The 22,987-nt window shown below is 45.2% G+C and carries 16 protein-coding genes; 10 read left to right on the forward strand and 6 right to left on the reverse strand.

Annotation, left to right across the window (positions count from 1 at the left end; all coding sequences use genetic code 11):
* Positions 1-22: 22 nt before the first annotated feature.
* The gene (locus L2096_RS05215) at positions 23-1,549 is read right to left on the reverse strand and encodes a fumarate hydratase (protein ID WP_004943712.1); all 1,527 of its coding nucleotides are present in this window, start codon (positions 1,547-1,549) and stop codon (positions 23-25) included.
* A gap of 162 nt (positions 1,550-1,711) precedes the next feature.
* Here L2096_RS05215 and L2096_RS05220 point away from each other — a divergent pair, with 162 nt between their 5' ends.
* Entirely contained in the window at positions 1,712-2,320 is a 609-nt protein-coding gene (locus L2096_RS05220) for a class I SAM-dependent methyltransferase (RefSeq protein ID WP_119690858.1), read from the forward strand.
* A 68-nt stretch (positions 2,321-2,388) separates the two neighbouring features.
* Here L2096_RS05220 and pta read toward each other — a convergent pair whose 3' ends face one another.
* Positions 2,389-4,551 carry a phosphate acetyltransferase gene (pta, locus tag L2096_RS05225; RefSeq protein WP_151808453.1) on the reverse strand — a complete coding sequence of 721 codons (2,163 nt, stop codon included), beginning with the start codon at positions 4,549-4,551 and terminating at the stop codon, positions 2,389-2,391.
* 41 nt (positions 4,552-4,592) lie between these two features.
* Positions 4,593-5,798 (reverse strand): acetate/propionate family kinase, encoded by a 1,206-nt coding sequence (locus tag L2096_RS05230; protein WP_004932868.1) that lies wholly within the window; start codon positions 5,796-5,798, stop codon positions 4,593-4,595.
* A 1,363-nt stretch (positions 5,799-7,161) separates the two neighbouring features.
* Between L2096_RS05230 and edd the strand changes: the two genes are divergently transcribed.
* The 5 genes from edd (at position 7,162) to L2096_RS05255 (ending at position 13,497) form a co-directional block, all read left to right on the forward strand.
* Positions 7,162-9,009 (forward strand): phosphogluconate dehydratase, encoded by a 1,848-nt coding sequence (gene edd, locus L2096_RS05235; RefSeq protein ID WP_104124594.1) that lies wholly within the window; start codon positions 7,162-7,164, stop codon positions 9,007-9,009.
* Positions 9,010-9,041: 32 nt separating this feature from the next.
* A complete protein-coding gene (gene eda, locus L2096_RS05240) occupies positions 9,042-9,671 on the forward strand; it encodes a bifunctional 4-hydroxy-2-oxoglutarate aldolase/2-dehydro-3-deoxy-phosphogluconate aldolase (protein ID WP_004943699.1) in 630 nt (209 codons plus the stop codon).
* A gap of 163 nt (positions 9,672-9,834) precedes the next feature.
* Complete coding sequence (locus tag L2096_RS05245) at positions 9,835-11,193, forward strand: GntT/GntP/DsdX family permease (RefSeq protein ID WP_004932875.1); 1,359 nt, start codon at positions 9,835-9,837, stop codon at positions 11,191-11,193.
* Between the two features lie 16 nt (positions 11,194-11,209).
* The gene (locus tag L2096_RS05250) at positions 11,210-11,722 is read left to right on the forward strand and encodes a gluconokinase (protein WP_004932877.1); all 513 of its coding nucleotides are present in this window, start codon (positions 11,210-11,212) and stop codon (positions 11,720-11,722) included.
* Between the two features lie 149 nt (positions 11,723-11,871).
* The gene (locus L2096_RS05255; protein ID WP_250364986.1) at positions 11,872-13,497 is read left to right on the forward strand and encodes an NADP-dependent glyceraldehyde-3-phosphate dehydrogenase; all 1,626 of its coding nucleotides are present in this window, start codon (positions 11,872-11,874) and stop codon (positions 13,495-13,497) included.
* A gap of 122 nt (positions 13,498-13,619) precedes the next feature.
* On the opposite strand, the gene L2096_RS05260 is transcribed toward L2096_RS05255, so the two are convergent.
* Complete coding sequence (locus L2096_RS05260) at positions 13,620-14,885, reverse strand: glutamate-5-semialdehyde dehydrogenase (RefSeq protein ID WP_004932889.1); 1,266 nt, start codon at positions 14,883-14,885, stop codon at positions 13,620-13,622.
* A 306-nt stretch (positions 14,886-15,191) separates the two neighbouring features.
* Here L2096_RS05260 and L2096_RS05265 point away from each other — a divergent pair, with 306 nt between their 5' ends.
* Positions 15,192-16,526: an alpha/beta fold hydrolase gene (locus L2096_RS05265; RefSeq protein WP_250364987.1), complete on the forward strand. Its 1,335-nt coding sequence runs from the start codon at positions 15,192-15,194 to the stop codon at positions 16,524-16,526.
* On the opposite strand, the gene L2096_RS05270 is transcribed toward L2096_RS05265, so the two are convergent.
* Positions 16,523-17,380: a class I SAM-dependent methyltransferase gene (locus tag L2096_RS05270; RefSeq protein ID WP_250364988.1), complete on the reverse strand. Its 858-nt coding sequence runs from the start codon at positions 17,378-17,380 to the stop codon at positions 16,523-16,525. The genes L2096_RS05265 and L2096_RS05270 overlap by 4 nt on opposite strands.
* Positions 17,381-17,488: 108 nt before the next feature.
* The gene (gene nagZ / locus L2096_RS05275; protein ID WP_212515077.1) at positions 17,489-18,508 is read right to left on the reverse strand and encodes a beta-N-acetylhexosaminidase; all 1,020 of its coding nucleotides are present in this window, start codon (positions 18,506-18,508) and stop codon (positions 17,489-17,491) included.
* A 232-nt stretch (positions 18,509-18,740) separates the two neighbouring features.
* On the opposite strand from nagZ, the gene L2096_RS05280 reads away from it, so the two are divergent.
* The 3 genes from L2096_RS05280 to L2096_RS05290 all read left to right on the forward strand — a co-directional run bounded on the left by L2096_RS05280 (position 18,741) and on the right by L2096_RS05290 (position 22,945).
* Positions 18,741-20,924: a carboxy terminal-processing peptidase gene (locus L2096_RS05280; RefSeq protein ID WP_119025182.1), complete on the forward strand. Its 2,184-nt coding sequence runs from the start codon at positions 18,741-18,743 to the stop codon at positions 20,922-20,924.
* A 160-nt stretch (positions 20,925-21,084) separates the two neighbouring features.
* Positions 21,085-22,368, forward strand: coding sequence for a glycosyltransferase family 4 protein (locus tag L2096_RS05285; RefSeq protein WP_111812077.1), 1,284 nt, complete (start codon positions 21,085-21,087; stop codon positions 22,366-22,368).
* 25 nt (positions 22,369-22,393) lie between these two features.
* Positions 22,394-22,945 (forward strand): phosphatase PAP2 family protein, encoded by a 552-nt coding sequence (locus tag L2096_RS05290; RefSeq protein WP_004943680.1) that lies wholly within the window; start codon positions 22,394-22,396, stop codon positions 22,943-22,945.
* Positions 22,946-22,987 lie beyond the last annotated feature (42 nt).

Below are 22,987 nucleotides of genomic sequence, written 5' to 3' on the forward strand. Positions count from 1 at the left end.
CCGAAGGCGCTTTCTCTTTTGATTAACCCGCAGTGGCATCAATCACAGGGATTTTGCCAATTTTTTCTTGCCAGATTTTAGGTGCAATGGCATGTACCGATGTACCGTTTACATCAACTGCAACGGAAACCGGCATATCTTCAACTACAAATTTGTAGATGGCTTCCATCCCCAAATCTGCAAAGGCAACCACTTCGGCTTCACGAACTGCTTTTGAAACCAAATACGCTGCACCACCGACAGCCATCAGATAAGTGGCTTGATTGTCTTTAATCGCTTCAATGGCTGTTGGGCCACGGTCTGCTTTACCAATCATGCCAAACAGACCCGTGTGCTCAAGCACTTTACGTGTGAATTTGTCCATACGCGTTGCGGTTGTTGGGCCAGCAGGTCCAACCACTTCGTCACGTACAGGATCAACCGGGCCAACGTAGTAAATAAATTTACCTTTTAAGTCGACAGGAAGCTCTTCACCGTTGTCGATCATTTCGACTAAGCGTTTATGCGCTGCATCACGGCCAGTATACATGGTACCACTGAGCAACAAGGTATCGCCCGGCTGCCAAGAGTTCATTTCTTCTTGGGTGATGGTATCAAGATTCACGCGTTTTGATTTAGACGCATCCCACGTCACTTCTGGGTAATCTTCAAGTTTAGGGGCTTGAATATGCGCTGGGCCTGAACCATCTAGCTGAAAGTGGGCATGACGAGTTGCGGCGCAGTTTGGAATCATACCAACTGGCTTACCTGCTGCATGACATGGATAATCTTTAATTTTAATATCGAGGACTGTGGTTAAGCCGCCCAAACCTTGTGCACCAATCCCGAGCGCATTTACTTTTTCAAAGATTTCGATACGAAGTTCTTCGATTTTGTTTTCTGGCCCACGGCGAAGTAGCTCGTCCATGTTGATTTCTTCCATCAATGCTTCTTTGGCAAGCATCATGGCTTTTTCAGCAGTACCGCCAATCCCGATACCGAGCATACCTGGCGGACACCAGCCAGCACCCATGGTTGGAACTGTTTTGAGTACCCAGTCTACAATCGAATCTGATGGATTCAGCATGGCAAGTTTAGATTTGTTTTCAGAACCGCCACCTTTTGCTGCAACAGTAATATCAACTTTGTTGCCCGGAACGAGCTTATAGTGAATCACGGCAGGTGTATTGTCTTTGGTATTTTTACGACCAAAAGCCGGATCTGCAAGCACTGAAGCACGCAGTACGTTGGTATTTTCAAGATAACCTTGGCGTACACCTTCATTGATTGCATCGTCTAGGCTCATGCTCAGATCAAACTTAACGTCTAGACCTACATCAACAAAAACGTTGACGATCCCCGTATCTTGACAGATTGGGCGATGGCCTTCTGCACACATACGAGAGTTGATGAGAATTTGCGCGATTGCATCCTTTGCAGCTTGGTTCGCTTCACGGTCATACGCGCGGCTCATGGCCTGAATGAAATCTTGCGGATGATAGTAGGAAATGAACTGAAGGGCGTCCTTGACCGAAGTGATCAAGTCTTCTTGTTTGATAATTGTGGTCATACCAAAAAATCTCTTGAGCGGGCAGTTAGCTAGCGGGCTAAATTATATGATAAAACGATCAGGCTGTGGGGAGTTTTGGCGAGATTTTGGCTAAAGGTCGAAGGGATACATAGATTGCGATTCAGAGCAGGAAATTGTGCTTTTAATACAGAGAAGATCCTAATGCAGTATAGTGATTTAGCAAAAAATATTATTGAAATTTATCAAAAACATGGTCGTGATTGGACACAGTTAAGAGGCGATTTTCTACACGAAAAAATATGGCTTGATCGTTTTTTAGGTCTATTACCCATGTCTGCAAAGGTAGTTGATTTGGGATGTGGTTCGGGGATACCTATTGCAAAATATTTGATTGAGCAGGGTTGTCAATTGACGGGAGTTGATGCGTCCACAGTCATGCTAGATATGGCACAGCAAAATTTTTCTGAACAGATATGGATAAATGCCGATATTCGTCAGTTTCGTGCTGAGCAAACCTTTGATGGTATCTTGGCGTGGGATAGTTTTTTTCATCTTAACCCTGAAGATCAGCGCCAAATGTTTGCACAGTTTTCAATGCTTGCTGCATCAGGTGGTGTGCTTATGTTTACCAGTGGGCCAAGCGATGGGGAGGCGATTGGTGATATGTTTGGTGAGCCACTTTATCATGCCAGTTTAGATGCCGCAGAATATCGGAACTTACTGGCTCGATATGGCTTTAAAATCATCAAAATGATTGCAGAAGATCCAGAATGTACTGGACATACGGTATGGTTGGCTCAAAAGAAGTAACACTGGTAATCAATTTAAAAAGCCACTTGATCGTGGCAAATGGCTTTTTAAAGAGCGATTAAAAGTGATTATGAGGCTAGCGCAGCAGCTTTTGCTTCAAGTTGCTGCTCGGCCTGAATCGCGGTCAGCGCAATGGTAAACACGATGTCATCGACCAATGCGCCACGTGATAAATCATTAACCGGTTTATTTAGGCCTTGCAACATCGGGCCAACACTCACCACGTTTGCCGAGCGCTGAACTGCTTTATAGGTGGTATTACCCGTATTTAAGTCTGGAAAAATAAATACATTGGCGCGGCCAGCGACTTTTGAATCTGGTGCTTTTTGTCGACCAACACTTTCAACCGAGGCGGCATCGTATTGCAGTGGTCCATCGATCAGTAAGTCTGGGCGACGTTGTTTGGCAATTTCAGTGGCACGGACCACTTTTTCTACGTCTGCACCTGTGCCCGAAGTGCCGGTAGAGTAACTGATCATGGCAATGCGCGGTTCAATGCCAAAGGCTTTTGCAGAATCTGCCGATTGAATGGCAATCTCGGCCAGTTGATCGGCATCTGGGTCTGGATTAATTGCGCAATCACCATACACATAAACTTCATCTGGAAGCAGCATGAAAAAGACAGAGGAAACTAAAGAATAGTTGGGTGCTGTCTTAATCAATTGAAAAGCGGGGCGAACTGTATTGGCGGTGGTATGAATTGCACCAGAAACCAATCCATCCACCTGATCGAGTGCCAGCATCATGGTGCCTAAAACTACGGTATCTTGAAGCTGCTCTTTGGCTTGAAGATCGCTCAGCTTTCCTTTACGTAGCTCCACCATTGGTGCGATGTACTGATTGCGAATCAGATCGGGATCAATAATTTCCAGATCATCGGGCAATTCAATTCCTCGTGCTTTGGCTACCTCTACCACAGTTTCAGGTTTGGCCAACAAGATACAGTGCGCAATTCCGCGAGACTGGCAAATGGCAGCGGCCTGAACGGTGCGTGGTTCATCGCCTTCTGGCAGTACAATGCGCTTTTTGGCTGCAATTGATTTTTGTACCAGTTCATGACGAAATGCCGATGGAGATAAACGCGGTTGAACCCCTGTATTAATCTGGGCTTGCAGCCAAGTCACATCGATATGACTTGAGACAAAACGCGTGACTTGTTCTGCACGTTCGGTGTCATCAGTGGGGATCTCGTTTCCAAAATCGGCCAGTCGTTGTGCAGTTTCCAGTGTATTGAGTTGAGTGTGTAAAATCGGTAAGCCTTGCTTGATGGCATGCTGACAAAAATCCAGAATTTGTGGATTCGGCGCTTTACGTTCGGTGAGCACCAAGCCTGCCAGTGGAATACCGTTACTGGTGGCTAAGCTACTGGCCAACAGGACATCTGTGCGCTCCGATGCACTGATAATCAGTTCACCCGCAGTAAACTTATTCAGCTCATATTCGATACTGGACGCAATTAGACTCGAATGCAAAATACGACGATGTTTGGCATCACCCTGATGAATCCAGTCACCTTCAACCACAGAGGCAATATCGAGCGTGCGCGGTACACTTAAGGTATTGCTAAAAGGCACCATGCCAATAATTGGCAAGGTTGGTGAGCCAAGATGTCGATTATAGCGTTGTAGCTCTTTGCTAAAGTCTGCAATTTCAGTATCTAGACGCAATGACGGATCAATGGTCAGTGGAATATGCGCAGTTTCTTCAGGTAAGCCACGGGTACGCATAAACAGCACACCAGCGGTACGATTTGAGGATGTACCGCCAAACTGATGTAGATGTGCTTCAACTTTCTCTGCTGTACGACGCGGATTTTGCACATCTGCTGTACTCACCAGCACCACCTTTGCATCGAGTGCTTGAGCCAACGCTGCATTCAATTCAGTCGCAAAATGATCTTGAGCAGTGGGTAAAAGGCCTTCCACAATGATCACGTCATAATTGGCTGCAACATTTCGATGTAGACTCACTGCTTCTTCAAGTAGTTCGTCGCGCTCACCGAGTGCCCAGCGTTGTAGCACTTTTTCGTGCGCAATCGAAGTCACGGTGGTGCCTTGGAAAAGATGGCTGAATAAGGAGGTGGTTCGATCCACCTGATTTGGGAGTTCCTGTGAAAATGGCTTTAAAAATCCGGCCTTAATACCGTTGCAATCGAGTGCATAAATCAGGCCTAAACAGGCTGAAGTCAGGCCAACGCCTTCCCCGGTAGGAATCAGTAAAAGAGTATTCATAACTGCCTTATCAAAAAAGAATTATAGAAATCATTGAATGCTTACGCCATTTGCACATGCACATCAGCAGTTTTAGCCTGTTCGACGACCTGTTCGGTTTCTTTGGCAATCCGGCCTTCTTCATCGGTTGGAATAACCCAGATTTGAGGTCCAGTGCCATTGTCGATTCGACCTTCCGTACCACGTTTTAAGCCGTTATTGCGTGTTTTGTCGAGCGCAAAACCAAAGTGTGGCAAATATGCCATGGTTTTTTCACGAATATATGCTGAGTTTTCTCCAATTCCACCTGTGAAGAATAAACCGTCAAGGCGTGGAAGTGCGCAGCTTAATGCAGCCAGCGATTTGGCTAAACGATAGCAGAACACTTCAATTGCAAGTTGGGCATCTTCATGCCCTGTATCTGCGGCCTCAATCAGCGTGCGCATATCATTGGAGAGTTGATCTGAAAGCCCCAGTAAGCCACTTTCTTTGTTGAGCATGGTGTCGATCTTGGCAATATCCCAACCTAGATTGCTGGCTAAAAAGCTATGAAGACTAGGGTCAATATCACCACTACGTGTGCCCATAACAACACCTTCAAGTGGGGTCATGCCCATCGACGTATCTTGGCTTTCGCCGTTCCAAATGGCGCAGGTCGAGCTCCCATTACCTAAATGAGCAGTTAACCAACCCCCTTGTTTAACTTGCCCTGCCAACTGACTTCCACGCTCTGATACATAAGCGTGACTGGTGCCGTGGAAACCATAGCGGCGAACATTGTGTTCGGTAAACAAAAATTTAGGTACAGCATAGCGGTAGGCATGTGCCGGCATGGTTTGATGAAACGCCGTGTCGAATACAGCCACTTGTGGCAATTCTGGGAACAAACGCATGGTGGCGTCAATACCAATTAAATGTGCTGGATTGTGTAGCGGAGCCAGCGGTGTGGCAGCGCGGATTCGATCAATAATTTCTGGCGTGAGGAGTTCGGCTTTGGTTAAGCTGCCACCATGAACGACGCGATGCCCGATGGCTTGCGGTTTGTAATTGGCGAGTCGAGCCAATAAGGTTTCTAGTGCTTTTTCGTGATCTGCATATGGAATAGAGAGTTCAAGCGGCTCGCCTCCAACGGTAATACCTTTGATACGCGCATCTGCACCACCCAAATTCTCTGCCAGCCCATAGATCCGATCTTCACGTCGTTCAGAAACCAACGCATATTTGATAGAGGAAGAACCGCAGTTAATAACTAATACTGATGTAGACACGATAGGTTACCCGATTGCTGTTGTAAATTATTTGTTCACTTGAAATTCAAATTCATGAACGATTCGAAGGTTAGCGCATACTTAATGTTTTAACATGTGTTGTTTTTATGTCCAAGATAGACTTTAGCAGATTAGACTTAAGCACTATCGACGATTAAACAATTTATAGCCTACTGCCAAGCACCAATCACACTGGCATTGAAAAAAGAGCACGATATTGGTTGTAAGGAATTGCACCACGCACAAGATCCATGCCGAGCTTTGATCATAGCGAATTAGACTGTCTGTCAGGTAAATGATTGATGAAAATCGCGTGATCTGGAACTCTATAGGGGCGAACCTCCTGTATAAAGATTTGGCTTTTGGTAAGATAATTTCATTTAAAAATGGTTTTAATTTTAAATAAATGAATATAAATCAATCCCTTAAGTTGTTTTTGTTTTTCGGATATTTGATTAGTGTGAATCTAAACAGCGCGATGCAAACTATAAGCCAGCATCAATAGGGATAGATAAAGCGAAAAGAATATTCGCTGATAAAAATGAAGCATGACTAAGAAGCCATTACGAACAGAAAGGCAGTTTGGTTTTTTTATAAAAATTGAAATAATTAAGTTTGGTGCCTAATTAATACACTTTAAGATTTATATATATTAAGTATTAATCACTCAGAATAATCTTCTTCAAACCATTTCTCACTAATCTTAATTTCGTCCATATTTTAATCGATGTGTTTATTTTCACAGCAGTGAATAGTTCGGTTTTTTGTACATAAATAATTTATGGCTCATACAATTAATTTTTTAAATACCTTTAGATTTATTTGAATAAATTCTTTCCATTCAGAATATAAATAAGCTGTATTAACTTAACAAGGTATACAGATAAGTATATGTACTATTAAAATTGGTAATCATGAATTGATATAAAAAATAGAAATACTACTATTAATTTTGAAAATATAATGAAATTTTTCTATTAAATTTCTTGTATAATTAAAAGAAATAATCAAAATAAAAACATAAAAATCAAATATTTAATTTGTAATATGATTTTATTTTATACAGTCATTGGATGGTGTGTATTTAAATGTATTTCTTGGTATTGATATTGAGATAATCTTGCTGTAGTTTTAAAAACCGGTTTTGAGTGTAATGATATATAGGCTTTTTTAAGAGCTTCTGATTTTAAAAATCTAATTTCTCTATACCATTTAAAGTATGTATACGGACTGTCGAATTAGTATTCACTGAGATAGCACGTGGCTTTTTACCCCAATACTATTATTTATTTTTTCAAATGATCTTAGAATCATTTGGTTTATTTTTTTGCCAGCTTATCCGGTTGTAAAAGGAGCGCCCAGCATGGACTTGCCGAATCCGATATTAGTAAAAGTGACCGAGCGTGTGATTGCACGTAGCCAAAAAACCCGTGCTGCATACTTACAGCGTATTGAAGATGCGCAAGGCAAATTTCCTGCTCGTGGTGCGCTTTCATGTGCCAATCTGGCACATGGTTTTGCCAGCATGGACGATTCAGAAAAACTCATTATTAAAGTCGGACGCGAACCCAATATCGGCATTGTATCTTCTTATAATGAAATGCTCTCGGCGCATGCACCTTATAAATCATTTCCAGATTTGATTAAAACAGCAGCGCGAGAAAATGGTGGTGTAGCACAATTTGCCGGCGGTGTACCCGCAATGTGTGATGGCATTACGCAAGGTAATGCTGGTATGGAGCTGTCGTTATTTTCTCGTGAAACGATTGCGATGAGTACTGCCATTGCGCTGTCTCACAATATGTTTGATGCGGCATTGTGTCTGGGTGTTTGCGACAAGATCGTACCGGGCTTATTGATTGGTGCGTTGCAATTTGGCTATTTACCGACCATTTTTGTGCCTGCTGGCCCAATGACCAGTGGTTTGTCGAATGACGACAAGGCCAAAATCCGCCAACAGTTTGCAACAGGTGAAGTCGGGCGTGACGTGTTGTTAGAGGCTGAGTCTGCTGCTTACCATGGTCAAGGGACCTGTACATTTTACGGTACCGCGAACAGCAACCAAATGCTGATGGAAGTGATGGGCTTGCATTTGCCGAGTGCGGCATTTGTTCATCCTCATACGCCGTTGCGCGATGCGCTGACGGCAGAAGCAGCAATTCGTGTGCTCGATTTAACTGTTGAACGCGGCAACTATACGCCAATTGGCCATGTTGTGGATGAAAAATCAATTATCAATGGCATTGTGGCCTTACTGGCCACAGGTGGATCAACCAACCATACCTTGCATCTGATTGCGATTGCCCGTGCGGCAGGCGTTTTAATTGACTGGGATGACTTCGATGAGTTGTCTGCTGTTGTGCCATTGCTTGCGAAGATTTATCCAAATGGCAAGGCCGATGTCAATCACTTCCAAGCTGCCGGTGGTGTTGCCTTCCTCATTCGTAATTTGCTTGAGGCTGGATTGTTGCACAACGATGTCAACACGGTAGCTGGTAAAGGTTTGCAGCACTATACCAAAGAGCCAAAACTTATAGACGGTAAGCTGACTTGGGTGGATGCAGTCGCGCAAAGTTTAGATGAAAAAGTATTGCGTAGCATTGATGCGCCGTTTCAGCCTGATGGTGGTCTGCGTTTAATGCAGGGCCGTTTAGGTCGGGGTGTGATCAAGATTTCTGCGGTTGCACCGGAGCACCGTAAAGTCAAAGCGCCTGCCATTGTGTTTGATTCACAAGAGGCGGTACAGGCTGCATTTGATCGTGGTGAGTTGCATCGTGATTTTATCGCAGTGGTTCGCTTTCAAGGTGCACGCGCCAACGGAATGCCAGAACTACATCGTTTAACACCTTTGCTGGGTGTATTACAAGATCAGGGTTTTCATGTTGCTTTGGTCACCGATGGGCGCATGTCGGGTGCATCGGGCAAAGTTCCAGCCGTGATTCATCTGTCTCCAGAAGCCTTGCTCAATGGTCCGATTGCCAAGGTACAAACCGGCGATATGCTGATCATCGATGCCGAGGCTGGCGTACTTGATGTGGAGCTTGATGAGCAAGTTTGGCAATCACGTCCTGTTGCACAGCCAGCGCATCAGGCTGAAAACGAAGTTGGTTTTGGTCGTGAGTTATTTGGTGTATTTCGCTCGGCGGCCGCACCTGCCGAGCATGGTGCTTCTGTATTTGGTGCCTTGGTCGGCGAAGACGTTCAAGTTTAACGTTGAAGAATAAAGAATAGGAACAAAAAATCATGATCAAGATGGAAGATGTTGTTCAGTTAGGTCCTGTGATTCCGGTACTGGCATTTGATTCGGCGGAACAAGGTGAGCATGTATCTCGTGCATTGCATGCTGGCGGTGTGAAAGTGCTTGAAATCACCTTGCGCACGGCTGCCGGGTTGGCTGCAATCGAGCGGGCAAGTCAGTTGGCTGATGACATTGTGGTTGGTGTCGGTACCATCACCAAACCGGAACACTGCGCCCAAGCCAAAAAGGCAGGTGCACAATTTGGTGTGTCGCCGGGTTTGACTAAAGACTTGCATCTGGCAGCACAAGACGCCGGTTTGCCGCTATTACCTGGTGTGATGACGCCAAGCGATTTGATTCAGGCGATTGAGCTCGGCTATGACATGGTTAAGTTTTTCCCAGCCCAGCAAGCGGGTGGTGTGGCAATGCTTCAGGCATTTTATGGCCCATTTCCAAATTTACGCTTTTGTCCAACCGGTGGCATCACAGTTGAGACCGCTCCAGATTTCTTAAAGCAACCGAATGTTGTGTGTGTGGGTGGCTCGTGGTTAACACCTAAAAAGGTAGTAGCGGCGCAAGACTGGGCTGAAATTACGCGTTTGGCGCAAGCCGCAAGTCAGTTACGTACTGAATAAGTATCAATTTTAATTAGTTTTTAGATATTGCATGAACGTGATCATCTGATATTGATCATACTTAAAGATAAAAAATAGTGTCTCAGTCGCAGGAAATTAATCGATTGAAGACACTCGTTTGGGTGGTTTGCTCAAATTGAATTAAATCAAGGAGAAGTGTCACATGGAGACCGTACAGGGTGGCATGTTACTTATTTACACCATAGTTGCGATTATTGCCTTAGTGGTCATGATCGCGAAGTTCAGAATTTACCCGTTTCTGGTGCTGATTATTGTTTCACTCGGTTTGGCCTTAGCTGTTGGTATGCCAATGGGTGACATTGTTAAATCATATGAAGCTGGTACTGGTAAAACTTTGGGCCACCTTGCGATCGTGATCGCACTCGGTACCATGCTCGGTAAGATGATGGCCGAGTCGGGCGGTGCAGAACGCATTGCGATTACACTGATTCAATGGTTTGGCGAGAAAAATATCCATTGGGCCATGATGGTGATTGGTCTTGTGGTGGGTTTACCTGTGTTTTTTGAAGTCGGATTTGTACTGCTCATTCCGATTGTTTTTAATATTGCCAAGCGTACGGGTAAGTCGTTACTGATTGTGGGTTTACCTATGCTGGCAGGCTTATCTGTGGTGCATGGCTTGATTCCGCCACATCCAGCAGCACTACTCGCGGTGCAGGCCTACAATGCTGATATTGGCAAAACCATTGCTTATGCACTTTTAGTCGGTGTGCCTACCGCGATTGTTGCGGGGCCTGTATATGCGCTCTGGATCAACAAATATGTCAAATTGCCTGAACATAACCCTTTGGCTCAGCAGTTTATTGATGCAGACAGCAACAGAACACGCGAATTACCAAGCTTTGGTATCACGATCTTCACCATTATGTTGCCTGTGGCCTTGATGCTGGTAGGTAGCTGGGCGGATCTATTTTTTGCACCTAAAACTTTTGCCAACGATTTGCTGCGTTTTATTGGAACCTCTGATATTGCATTATTAATTGCAGTATTGGTGAGCTTTATTACCTTTGGCACCATGCAAGGTTTCACCCGCGTACAAATTGAAAAATTCTGTGGCGGCTGTTTGGCTTCGATTGCCGGCATTATGTTGATCGTTGGCGCGGGTGGTGGTTTTGGTGGCATTTTGCGTGATAGCGGGATTTCGAATGAAATTGTCTCTACAGCATTAAAAGCAAATTTATCACCATTACTCTTAGGCTGGTTTGTTGCAGCCTTGATTCGTCTGGCAACGGGTTCCGCTACTGTTGCAATGGCGACAGCCTGCGGTATTGTCGCGCCGATTGCGGCCACAGCGGGCGTTGAAGTTAGACCGGAACTGTTGGTTCTTGCTACAGGTTCAGGCTCATTGGTGTTTTCACATGTCAATGATGCAGGCTTTTGGCTGATCAAAGAATATTTCGGTATGACGGTGGGGCAGACACTTAAAACTTGGTCTGTATTGGAAACCATTATTTCGGTGTTGGGTTTGGCTTTTACGCTGTTACTCAGCGTCCTCATATAGTTAAAGGTGAATCGCCATGATTGTGATCGCAATGGGTGTCTGTGGAACAGGTAAGTCGTTAATTGGCAAGTTATTGTCCGAGCGGTTGTCTTGTGATTTTCTTGATGGCGATACGCTGCATTCCGCTGCCAATAAAAGCAAGATGAGCCAAGGGATTCCGCTCACCGATGAAGATCGGTTGCCGTGGTTACACGCCATTCGTCAGGCAATCGAGCAAAAACAGCAGATGGGCCAGACCGCAGTGTTTACTTGTTCTTCGCTCAAACATGCATATCGCGAGATCTTGCGCGCGAATGATCAAGATGTGCGGTTCGTCTATTTAAAAGGTTCGTTCGAGGTTTTGCAAAAGCGACTTGCTGAACGAGCGGATCACTTCTTTGATCCATCGTTGTTGCAAACCCAGCTAGATACACTCGAAGAGCCGAGTGTCGGTGAAGCGATTGTTGTGGATATCACGCTTTCACCGAGACAAATTATCGAACAAGTGACCCAAAAATTAGGCATAAGCAACAGTGTCTGTCGCGGGTAGTAGTTTTTAGAAATATGCAATTCTCGAAGGCTTGTGACCCCTATGGTACAAGCCAAGATCCATACCAGCTGCAATGCTGGTATTTACAGGAGCTAAATCTGACCGTTATTGATCAGGTTTAGACATATAATTAATTGGAGATAACAACAATGGGCTTATCAAATCATTTGCAGCAGAAGTTCCCTACAGTAGACGGCGTTCCTGAAAATATGCGTCTACCTCAGATTCATCAACGTGTTTCACTGGTCGATGGTGAACTCAAGACATGGGCAGGAGCAACCAAGACCACATTGTCTCCGATCTGGACACAGCAGCCAGATGGCAGCCTACAGCAAGTTGAGCTAGGCAGCTATCCGTTAATGGGTGAAAAAGAAAGTGATGAAGCACTAGACGCAGCCGTACGTGCTTACAGCAATGGCCGTGGTGAATGGCCAATGATGAAAGTGGCCGAGCGCATTGTGTGCATGCAAAACTTCATTCAGCGTATGGTGAAACAGCGTGACTTGATTGTGAAGCTGATCATGTGGGAAATTGGCAAAAGCTTGGCAGATTCTGAAAAAGAATTTGATCGTACTGTGACCTATATGCGTCAGACCATTGATGCCTTAAAAGATCTGGACAACGCCAACTCACGTTTTGTGATGGCCGAAGGAACCATCGGGCAGATCCGTCGTACGCCATTGGGTGTCGTGCTGTGTATGGGACCATACAACTATCCGCTCAATGAAACCTTTGCAACCCTGATTCCGGCCATGCTGATGGGTAACACCATTGTATTTAAGCCACCTCAATTTGGTACTTTATTGTTCGAACCACTGTTAGAGGCATTTCGTGATTCATTCCCGAAAGGTGTGATCAATACCATCTATGCGCCTGGCTCATTGGTGGTTCCTCATTTGCTGGCATCGGGTAAAATCAATGTGCTGGCTTTGATTGGTTCGAGTAAAGTTGCAGATTACTTGAAAAAACAACATCCAAAATCACATCGTCTGCGCTCAATTTTAGGACTAGATGCCAAAAATGCAGCGATTATTTTGCCAGATGCAGATTTAGACCTGACAGTGAAAGAGTGCTTGCTCGGAGCATTGTCGTTTAATGGTCAGCGTTGTACGGCGCTTAAAATGTTGATGGTACATCGCTCGATTGCCGATGAATTTGCACAGCGTTTAACGGCTGAACTAGGCAAGCTTAAAGTCGGTATGCCATGGGAATCAGGTGTATTTATTACGCCATTACCAGGTATGCATCGCACAGCCTATATGACCGAAGTGATCGAAGATGCTGAAGCCAAAGGGGCGAAGGTAATCAATCCAGAGGGCGGCGAGCACTGTAAAACCATGTTCTATCCGGCCGTGGTGTATCCAGTGACAGAGGAGATGCGACTGTATCGTGAAGAGCAATTTGGTCCAGTTGTGCCGATCTGTGTGTATGATGATGTTGAAACAGTACTGGACTATGTCACAACTTCTGATCACGGTCAGCAGGTGAGTATTTTTGGTAGTGATCCTGAGCAGATTGGTCATTTGGTCGATCCATTGGTGCATCAGGTTTGCCGTGTCAATATTAACAGTCAGTGTCAGCGTGGTCCGGATGTATTCCCATTTGGCGGCCGTAAAGATTCTGCGGAAGGAACCTTGTCTGTGCATGATGCCTTGCGTGCCTTCTCTATCCGCTCAATGATTGCAACCAAACAAACCGATGACAATAAAGGCATGTTGGCTTCTATGGTGTCTGAGCATTACTCGAAGTTTGTAAATACCGACTTTATTTTCTAAACACTAAATATAAAAAAACCAGCCTGAGGGCTGGTTTTTTTATTTAAACATTTAAAGATAAAAATAAAAGCGCCTGAGATTGATCAGACGCTTTGATTGAAAGTTATGAATGGTTTATTAACTTAATGGCGAATTTGACCGTCGCCAAACACAATCCATTTTTGTGAGGTTAATCCTTCCAAACCAACCGGACCGCGTGCGTGAATTTTATCTGTCGAGATGCCAATTTCAGCACCTAAACCATACTCAAATCCATCGGCAAAGCGTGTAGAGGCATTGATCATCACTGAGCTTGAATCGACTTCGGCCAGAAACTTACGGACTTTACTGTAATTTTCGGTCACGATGGCATCGGTATGATGCGAGCCATATTTATTAATGTGTTCAATGGCTTCATCAATATTGGCAACCACTTTAATGGCCAAGATAGGGGCCAAATACTCGGTATACCAGTCTTCTTCAGTCGCTGTTTTTACACCGCTACCGAGGATTTTACGCGTTGCATGACAGCCGCGCAGCTCGACATGTTTTTCTGCATATAGTTCGGCAATGCCCGGCAAGAATTCTTCGGCAATTTCCTCATGAACCAGTAAGGTTTCCATGGCATTACATACGCCATAACGATGTGTTTTGGCATTGAGTGCGATGGGTAAGGCTTTATGCAAATCAGCTTCAACATCCACAAACACATGACAATTGCCATCGAGATGCTTGATGACTGGAATACGGGCCTCGTTGGTGATGCGTTCGATCAGGCTTTTTCCACCACGTGGCACAATCACATCTACATATTCAGACATGGTAATGAGCTGACCTACGGCAGCGCGGTCAGTGGTTTCAATCACCTGAATGGCTGCTTCTGGTAGGCCCGCACGTTTGAGACCGTGCTGGATGGCTGCTGCAATGGCTTTATTTGATTCAAAAGCCTCAGAGCCGCCACGCAAAATAATCGCATTACCCGATTTTAGGGCTAGCGCAGCAGCTTCTAGTGTCACGTTAGGACGAGACTCATAAATCATGCCCACTACACCAAGCGGAACACGCATCTTGCCAATTTGAATACCAGATGGACGATAGGCCAGATCGGTAATTTCGCCAATGGGGTCGACCAATGCGATGACATCGTTTAAGCCTTGCAGCATTCCTTTAAAGCGTGTGGGGGTAAGTTCCAATCGATCCAGTAATGCGCTGTCAAGATGCTGTTCTTGGCCTTTTTTCATATCAATGGCATTGGCCGCAAGAATCTCGTTCTGACGGTCTGCCAAAGCTGTATAAATCGACGACAGTGCATGGTTTTTGACGGACGTAGATGCGCTTGAGAGCAGTCGAGATGCACGACGTGCCTGCTGACCTACTGTCTGCATATAATGTTCAATTGAATCTTGCATACGCTTTCAAAGAATTATTCTTGGACTTTCCATAGTAGCAGGCAATTTACAAACAATGAATGCTTGCAATGCAAAAAGCGTGCATAAATAGCGCGCGATATATTTTGTAATCTATTTAAAAATGAATCTGGATAAGTGGCGGTGAAATGTATTGCTTAAAAATCCTGCATCTGTATAGAATGAAAACACGGTCACTTAACTCTTTTTTTTAGTGAAATAACAGCGTTACCTGTAAAACTCAAATTTTAATGAATGGTTGAACATAGCTTGTAGAAATAAAAATCCAATGCAAGCAGGAGGGAGAACATGAATTCCATTATCCGCATGGATGAGGATGTTCATCGTGAAGGGATGTCATCAGGTTTTTTTGATTTATACCACCGAGATAGCTTTAAACAGCCAGCAAGAGAAACTTGGATCGCAGGCTGGAAAGTCGAATACATGGCGATTGCCACACCAGAAACCGCGCATAAAACGCCGATTTTAATTGTTGGCGGTGCCTTTCAAAACTTTAATTCCTATAAATATTGTGTCGAACAGTTATTCCAGTGCGGCCCTGTGATTTTAATCGATCTGCCATCGATGGGCGCAAATCAGCAAATTACCAACCGTGACAGCGGTGTATCGGCAGCAACCTTGGAGCTGCCTGATCTGGCGCGAATTCTCGTACAGTGGCTTGAGCAGGTTCAACTGAGTAAAATTTCGGTCATGGGAATGTCTTTGGGCTCGGTGATCGCTTCTTGCTTTGCAGACTTACGCCCCGATATGGTCGAGCGCTTGGTGCTGATGGGAGTTATGCAAAAAACGCGAAAAAGCTGGCGCATGATTTTGGAAGAGTCGCTCAAACTCATGCAAGAAGACCGTATGTCTGAATTTGGTCAGGCGGTGATTTTATATTTGGTCAATCATGCCAAGCTAGATCAGACCCGAATGTCACCTACAGCAAAACGTTTGTTTTTTCAGCAAATGTCAGACTTTAATGCCACTGAACGACTACGCTATCAAATCAACTGTGAGCGTTTGTTACGTCTAACCGATGTGCCCGTACCAACATGCGAAACACTGGTCGCGGCAGGGCAGTTCGATAGTTTTACCTTGCCTTATGAAAATGCCAACTTTGCACTGCAATGTCCGAATATGCAATTTGCGCTTATTGCCAATGCCGATCATGTTCCCCAGCTTCAGCGCCGTAAGGAAACCATGCGTCTGTTTGAGGCATTTTTAAGTGGTCGTTCAATTCATCAGTTAGACGGAATTTTACCGATGACTCGCGATCAGATGCAGATGATGGAGCGTCGCGGCGAAATTCGCATTCAGGTTAATCCGTCTAAAACGAAGCTGACCCATCGATTACACGATCATTCGATTAATGTGCAAATTGTCGATCTGAGTTTTTTTGGGGTATTTTTTCGATTAGAGCAGTTGAAGGATTTAAATGCAGTCAATGATGCACCTCGTGATTTGGCACTGCATTTACATGATGACGAAGGGAGCTTTCAGATTGAATGTCTGATCTTTGAAGCTGAAGCCTCTGGAGTTAGAGCGATCTTTAAACATGGTAGTTTCACGCTTGCCGATCGCTTATTGCGTTATGTCGAGCGTCAAAAGCAACGTCAGCAGCACTTTGCAGCGGTCGTCTAGGATTGCGCCAAGTGTTGTGCATGGACCATCCAGACCAAATCACCTAAATGTGCCTGTTGTTCTGGATTCACTGAATTAAATGGTTGAGATAATTGTGCAGGTTGAAGAATTTGAACCTGCGCAAATCCGTGCTGATTAAAAAAGCGCTGAATTTCTTGTGGGGTGGTGAAGTGAAAACTGAATGCACTGCGTGACACCCATTTAAGAAGCTTACTGCTATGCCAAATTATAGCAGCCAGTTTGTTTTGTGTAGGCTCGGGATACCAGTCGGTCAAATAATGTAATTGTTTAAATTCATGACCATGAGTCGAGAGTGCATCTAACAATTCGCCCAGCAGGGCTTTGCTAAAATAATTGATCAATCCTTCACTGATAATCACCAACGGTTTTTTAGGGTCGAAAAGTTCAAATACTGTTGCAAAATCAGGTGTAAACAGATCCACCGACAATACATCCGGACTATTTGGGTCAAGTTGTTTAAGGGCGGCCTGTTTGACAGCTGCCATATCTGGTAAGTCCAGTTCGCGAAACTCAATATTCGGATATTGCTGCCTAAACCACCAGCCACGCGGTGATAGGCCACAAGCAATTTCAAGTACTTGAAGGTCTGGATATTGTGCAATCAGCGCTTCAAGTGTCTGATCCAGCATTTGATGGCGTTGTTTGAGTGTGCTGCGCATGCTGCCGCCCACAAATTTTTCTGCCCAAGTTTCCAGTGGGTGCGCCAAAGAGACCAGCGATCGACCTTTACGGGTGGCAAACACCTGATGTGAAATACCCATTTTGTACCAAATGTAACCGGTATAATGTGCGGTAAACGAAATATGTCGATGTTTGGAAAGAGATGGCTTCATATCGTCCTGACTCATTTTTATTTTAATCGTTGTGTTTTGCTTCTCGCGTTTTACCAGAAGCTGCGTACAGCTTCTGGTTTAGATTAGATCCTTGCTGCTCTATGCAAGTTAAAATGAATTTTTAAACGCTTCAATAGCATTTTTAGTCGTTTGCCATGTTTCTCCGAGCGATAATGCACTTGAAATTTTCAGTTCAGGGCATTGACCACGCATGCGGCTTAAACGATCTTGATTAGGAAGTGCATAAGTGGAAATGGCATCCAGCGCCAAACATGCTGCTGCGCGATCATTACAGACCAGTCCCATATCACAGCCTGCATCAAGTGCCGCTTTTAAGCGTGCATCTGCGCCACCAGCCACGCAAGCGGCTTGCATCGTCAAGTCATCTGAAAACAAAACGCCATCAAAACCAAGTTGCTTGCGCAGCACCTCTTGAATCCAAAACGGTGAGAAGCCAGCCGGATGTGGATCGACCTGATCATAAATCACGTGTGCAGGCATCAGGGCATCCAGTTGAGGCATCAACTGAATAAAGGTCTGCATGTCGGTCCGATAAATCTCATCGTAGTGACGCGAGTCAATCGCCGCGGCTACATGCGAATCGGCTTTGACAGAGCCGTGTCCCGGAAAATGTTTTCCTGTAGTCGCCATGCCTGCTTGTTTCATTCCACGCATAAAGGCCGCCGCAAGCACGGTAATATCATGCGGATTGTTGGCAAAGCTCCGATCGCCAATCACATCACTGATGGCATTGATATCAAGTACTGGCGCGAAACTAAAGTCGATTCCGACAGCCAGTACTTCGGTGGCCATTAGCCAGCCGCATTGTTCGGCCAGAGCAACTGCCTGCTCGGGTTGCTCAAGATAATATTCACCGAATTTACCCATGGCAGGAAGTGCGCTAAAACCGGTTCTCAGGCGTTGCACACGTCCGCCTTCTTGATCCACGGCAATTAAAATGTCGGGACGAATTTGACGCATGTGATCGGTCAGGGCGCGTACTTGAGCGGGTGATTCGATGTTTCTTGAAAATAAAATCATGCCGCCGACTTGCGGAGCGCGCAAGAGTTCAATATCTTCTTGAGTAAGCTCTGTGCCAGCAATGTCGAGCATCAATGCGCCAATCATATAAGAATCCGTTTTGGGGTGTGAATTAAAGAACGATAACGGAATTTTGCAATGATTTGCTACATTTTGTCAGCACAGAATATGATAAAACTACACGACGTACACAAATTAAGTTGATTAAGATGTTGAATCGACGATAAAGATCGAAGACTCGGCGTGTGGGGTGAATTGCATTTTCAACGGCTAGGCAATCCACCCTGATAATGGAAAGCTCAGGACGTATTAAGAATTTATGAAACTTCAAGTACTCGCATGTGCAGTTGCGCTCGCAACTGGCGGTTTTTTCTTCTCCCATGCAATTAATGAGGCAATCGCCGCGACCGATACTGTTTCTGTTTCTCAGTCGATTCAACCTACCAAAGAACAAGCGCTGGTGTCGCGCCAACTCGCAACGCTGGTGGATCGTCAGCATTATCTCAACATGCGTCTGGATGCCACCACATCGAACCGCATCTTAGATATGTATCTCGATAGCCTCGATCCGGATCATTCGATTTTTCTTGCTGCTGAAGTGGCTCAATATAAGCAAAAATACGGACCGACCTTCGGTGCTGCCTTAAAAGCAGGCGATTTATCTGGTCCGTTTACCATTCATGCGCAATACCGTGAACATCTTAAAGCGTTTTACGAGTTTGTACTTAATGAGCTGAAAAAGCCGCAAAATCTCAAACAGCCAAATGTCTATATCGAGACAGACCGCGAAAAAGCACCATATTTTAAAACGGCTGCCGAGCAGCAAGATTACTGGCGTAAAATGCTGGTGTCGCAGTTGATCAACATGACCATCAGCAAAGAAGAGGATCTGGCCAAACAAAAGGCACTTAAAGACAATCCTTCACTTGCAAATGGGCAGGACTTGGCCAGTGCAGATGATTTAACCCCTGTTCAAACCTTGGTGAAACGTTACACACGTCAGTTGGAACGTTTGAAGCGGGTGAAAAGCGATGACGTGCTCGATAAGACACTCAACGCGATGATGGCCACTTATGATCCACATAGTAATTATTATCCGCCAATCGATGCCATTGAGCTCAACCGCCAGACAACGTTACAGCTTGAAGGGATTGGGGTATCGATTCGTCCTGAACGTGGCAATGAAGACTACACCAAAATTGAAACCATTGTAGAAGGTGGTCCGGCAAGTAAGTCGGGTCAAATTAAATCTGGTGATCGTATCATTGGGGTGGCTCAAGATGGCGATAAGATGGTCGACGTGATTGGCTGGCCAAGTTCGGAAATTGTAGGACTGATTCGCGGTAAACGCGGTACCAAAGTCACGATTCGTGTGTTGGGGCCGGGGGCGCAGATGAGTCAGGCCCGCAGTGTGACTTTGGTACGTGATGTCATTCAGGAAGAAGATGCCGGTGTGCGTTCACGTACTGTAGAGCTGACTCGTGACGGTAAAAAACATGTGTACGGTGTGATTGAAATTCCATCGTTTTACTTGAACTATCGCGCCCGTCGTGCCGGTACCGAGTATCGTTCGGTCTCTGAAGATACCAACAATGCCTTGAAGGCACTTTCTGCCAAAAATGTTGAAGGGATTATCATCGATTTACGTAACAACCCAGGTGGTTCGCTTGAAGAAGTGGCGCGTATGCTTGGGCAAGTGATTAAATCTGGTCCTGTGGTTCAAATTCGAGATGGCAACGGTAATGTCAGTGTCTTTGAAGACAACGATGGTGGCGCACAGACCTACGCAGGTCCGCTGGCGATTTTGGTGAATCTGGCGTCTGCATCGGCGAGTGAAATTTACTCTGCGGCCATACAAGACTATGAGCGTGGCGTGGTGATTGGTAGTACCACTACAGGCAAGGGAACGGCACAGGTGCAGTTAGACAGTCTGGCCTACGGTCAGGCGACCTTGACACAGCGTAAATTCTACCGCGTGACCGGTGGAAGTACCCAAAATAAAGGGGTTATTCCAGACATCAAGCTGGTGGATATTTACGATGAAGAGTTTGGTGAGCGTAAAGCCAAAAATGCATTGAAGTGGGATACCATTCCAACCGCACCGTTTAAACGTGAAGGTTCAATTCAGCCTTACGTGACTAAATTGGCGCAGTTATCAACGCAACGTGTTTCGAAAGATCCGCAATTTAACTACTTGGAAACACGTAAGTCGATTGCACAAGAAACCAAAGATCAGAAGCGCACTGTGCTCGATATCGATCAACGCAAGGCTGAAATTTTGGCATTAGAGAAGCAAACCCTAGATGCGGAAAACAAACGCCGTGCGGCGACAGGTTTGAAGCCTTATGCTAATTGGGAAACCTATCAGGCTTCTTTGGATGCGCTCAGTGAATCGCGTGCCAAAATGAAAGCTACGCAGCGTCCGCCGCTTCCTGAAGAAGAGGCTTTTGTGAATGAGGCGATGAATGTGTTGCTAGACTACTCAAAGCTCCAAGGAAAATAAGCCTTAACATACTTTAAAAAACCTTCTCGCGATCAATGTATAAGGATGGCGAGGAGGTTTTTTTATAGGGTTGTCAGAAAACTGTCATATCAAGATCATGAAAGTGTCAAAGAGGCTGCTTAAACTTTGAGCTATGATAAATACGCCAATGGACGCTTGTATGTACGGTATTCCCGCTACAACGCTACTAAAACAACAACAGATTCCAGAAAGTTTTAAATTTTATTTTAAACGTCGCTTCAATCCTTTTTCACGGGATCTAGATTGCCTGAATGAGCTGGTTCGCCCACGTTTAAAAATTGCGATCGTAACCGAAACGTGGCCGCCAGAAATCAATGGGGTGGCCATGTCTTTACTACAGCTCTGCAAGGGCTTACAGGCACAAGGTCATAAAATTCTACTGATTCGACCACAACAAAAACGGGCTTGTGCTGAATTTACGCCGCATCGTGAATGTTTGGTGCATGCACAAAAAATTCCCAAATATCCAGAGCTGCAATTCGGCTGGCCACAGTATCTGAAAGTATCTAAAGCTTTAGAAAGCTTTGTACCTGATGTGGTGCATATTGTAACGGAAGGGCCATTAGGACTCTGTGCGTTATATGCGGCGCAGGCCCGAAAAATCCCGCTTTCCAGTGGGTTTCACTCGCCGTTTCAGGATTTTAGCCGCTTTTTTGATTTGGCATTTTTACTTAAACCTATACAAGGCTATTTACGCTGGTTTCATAATCATACCCAAATGACCTGTGTGCCCAGTAAAGACACCGAGAAAGCCTTACGTGCATTTGGTGTAACCTGCCCGCTAGCGATTGTGGGGCGAGGGGTTGATCCAGATTTTTTTTCACCAAGCCATCGAAATGAATCTTTAAGGCAGTCTTGGCAGGCTGCACCCGATACATGCGTGATGCTTTATGTCGGGCGTCTGTCTCCTGAAAAAGAGATTGATCTACTGATTGAAAATTATCTGGCGATGCAGCGTACCGAGCGGGTACGCCAGAAACTGGTGATTGTTGGGGATGGCCCAGACCGAGCACGATTGCAGGCACTTGATCAAAATCGTGACGTAATATTTACGGGAAGTTTAAGTGGCAGGAATCTTGCAGAAGCTTATGCAAGCGCAGATGTATTTGTGTTTGCAAGTCAAGTAGAAACCTTTGGTAATGTGGTGCTCGAAGCCATGGCCAGTGGTCTGCCTGTCGTGGCTTACGATTACGCCTGTGCGCATCAATATGTGCAACACGGTGTAACAGGATGGTTGAGCCCTGTCGGGCAACCTGCTACGTTTATTCACAACATGCGTCAGCTGCCTACTGCTATGATGCTACGGCAAATGGGACGTCTCGCGCGGCAGCGCGTAGAACAAGATGGCTGGCAATTTCCCGTACAACAAATGGAACAAGCCTTATATCGGGTGGTCAAGGAGCCCTACATGACATCATTCTAAGCGTTAAGCGTGAGGAGAACACACCATGAATTTTAAGAATGCAAAAATAAGAATACTGGACCTCGATTTAAGAGGATGTGTGTATCTAAATCATTTTTCACACTCACAGCGTGTTGCCACATTTTTTAAAGTGGTCAGCCGTTTGGGTGACGGTTCGTTTTGGTACGCTATGCTGGCGATGGTCTGGATAACAAAAGGTTTGCCTTATGGCATACAAATCGTGTACCTCGTGCTGGGTAGCTCAATTGGAACCGCGCTATACAAATTTTTGAAGCATAAAACGACTCGGCCTCGCCCTTACCAAGTGCATCAAGTGATTGTACTGGGAGAGCGTCCGCTAGATCATTTCAGCTTTCCGTCTGGGCATACCTTACACGCGGTCATGGCAACCATCTGCTTAGGTTATGTTATGCCTGTACTTGTAACGCTCATGCTGCCGTTTACCTTGCTGGTGGCGTTATCTCGCATGATTTTGGGTTTACATTATCCAAGTGATGTGATGGTCGGCGCACTGATTGGTGCATCAATCGCTGGCATGATTATTTTTTGTGCGCCAATGTTGGGCGTTGTGCTTTGAGAAACGATTCTCTCTGTTTTATAAATTTGCTACAGTAACCAG

The organism is Acinetobacter sp. ACZLY 512 (genome assembly GCF_023614015.1).
GTDB lineage: Bacteria > Pseudomonadota > Gammaproteobacteria > Pseudomonadales > Moraxellaceae > Acinetobacter > Acinetobacter soli.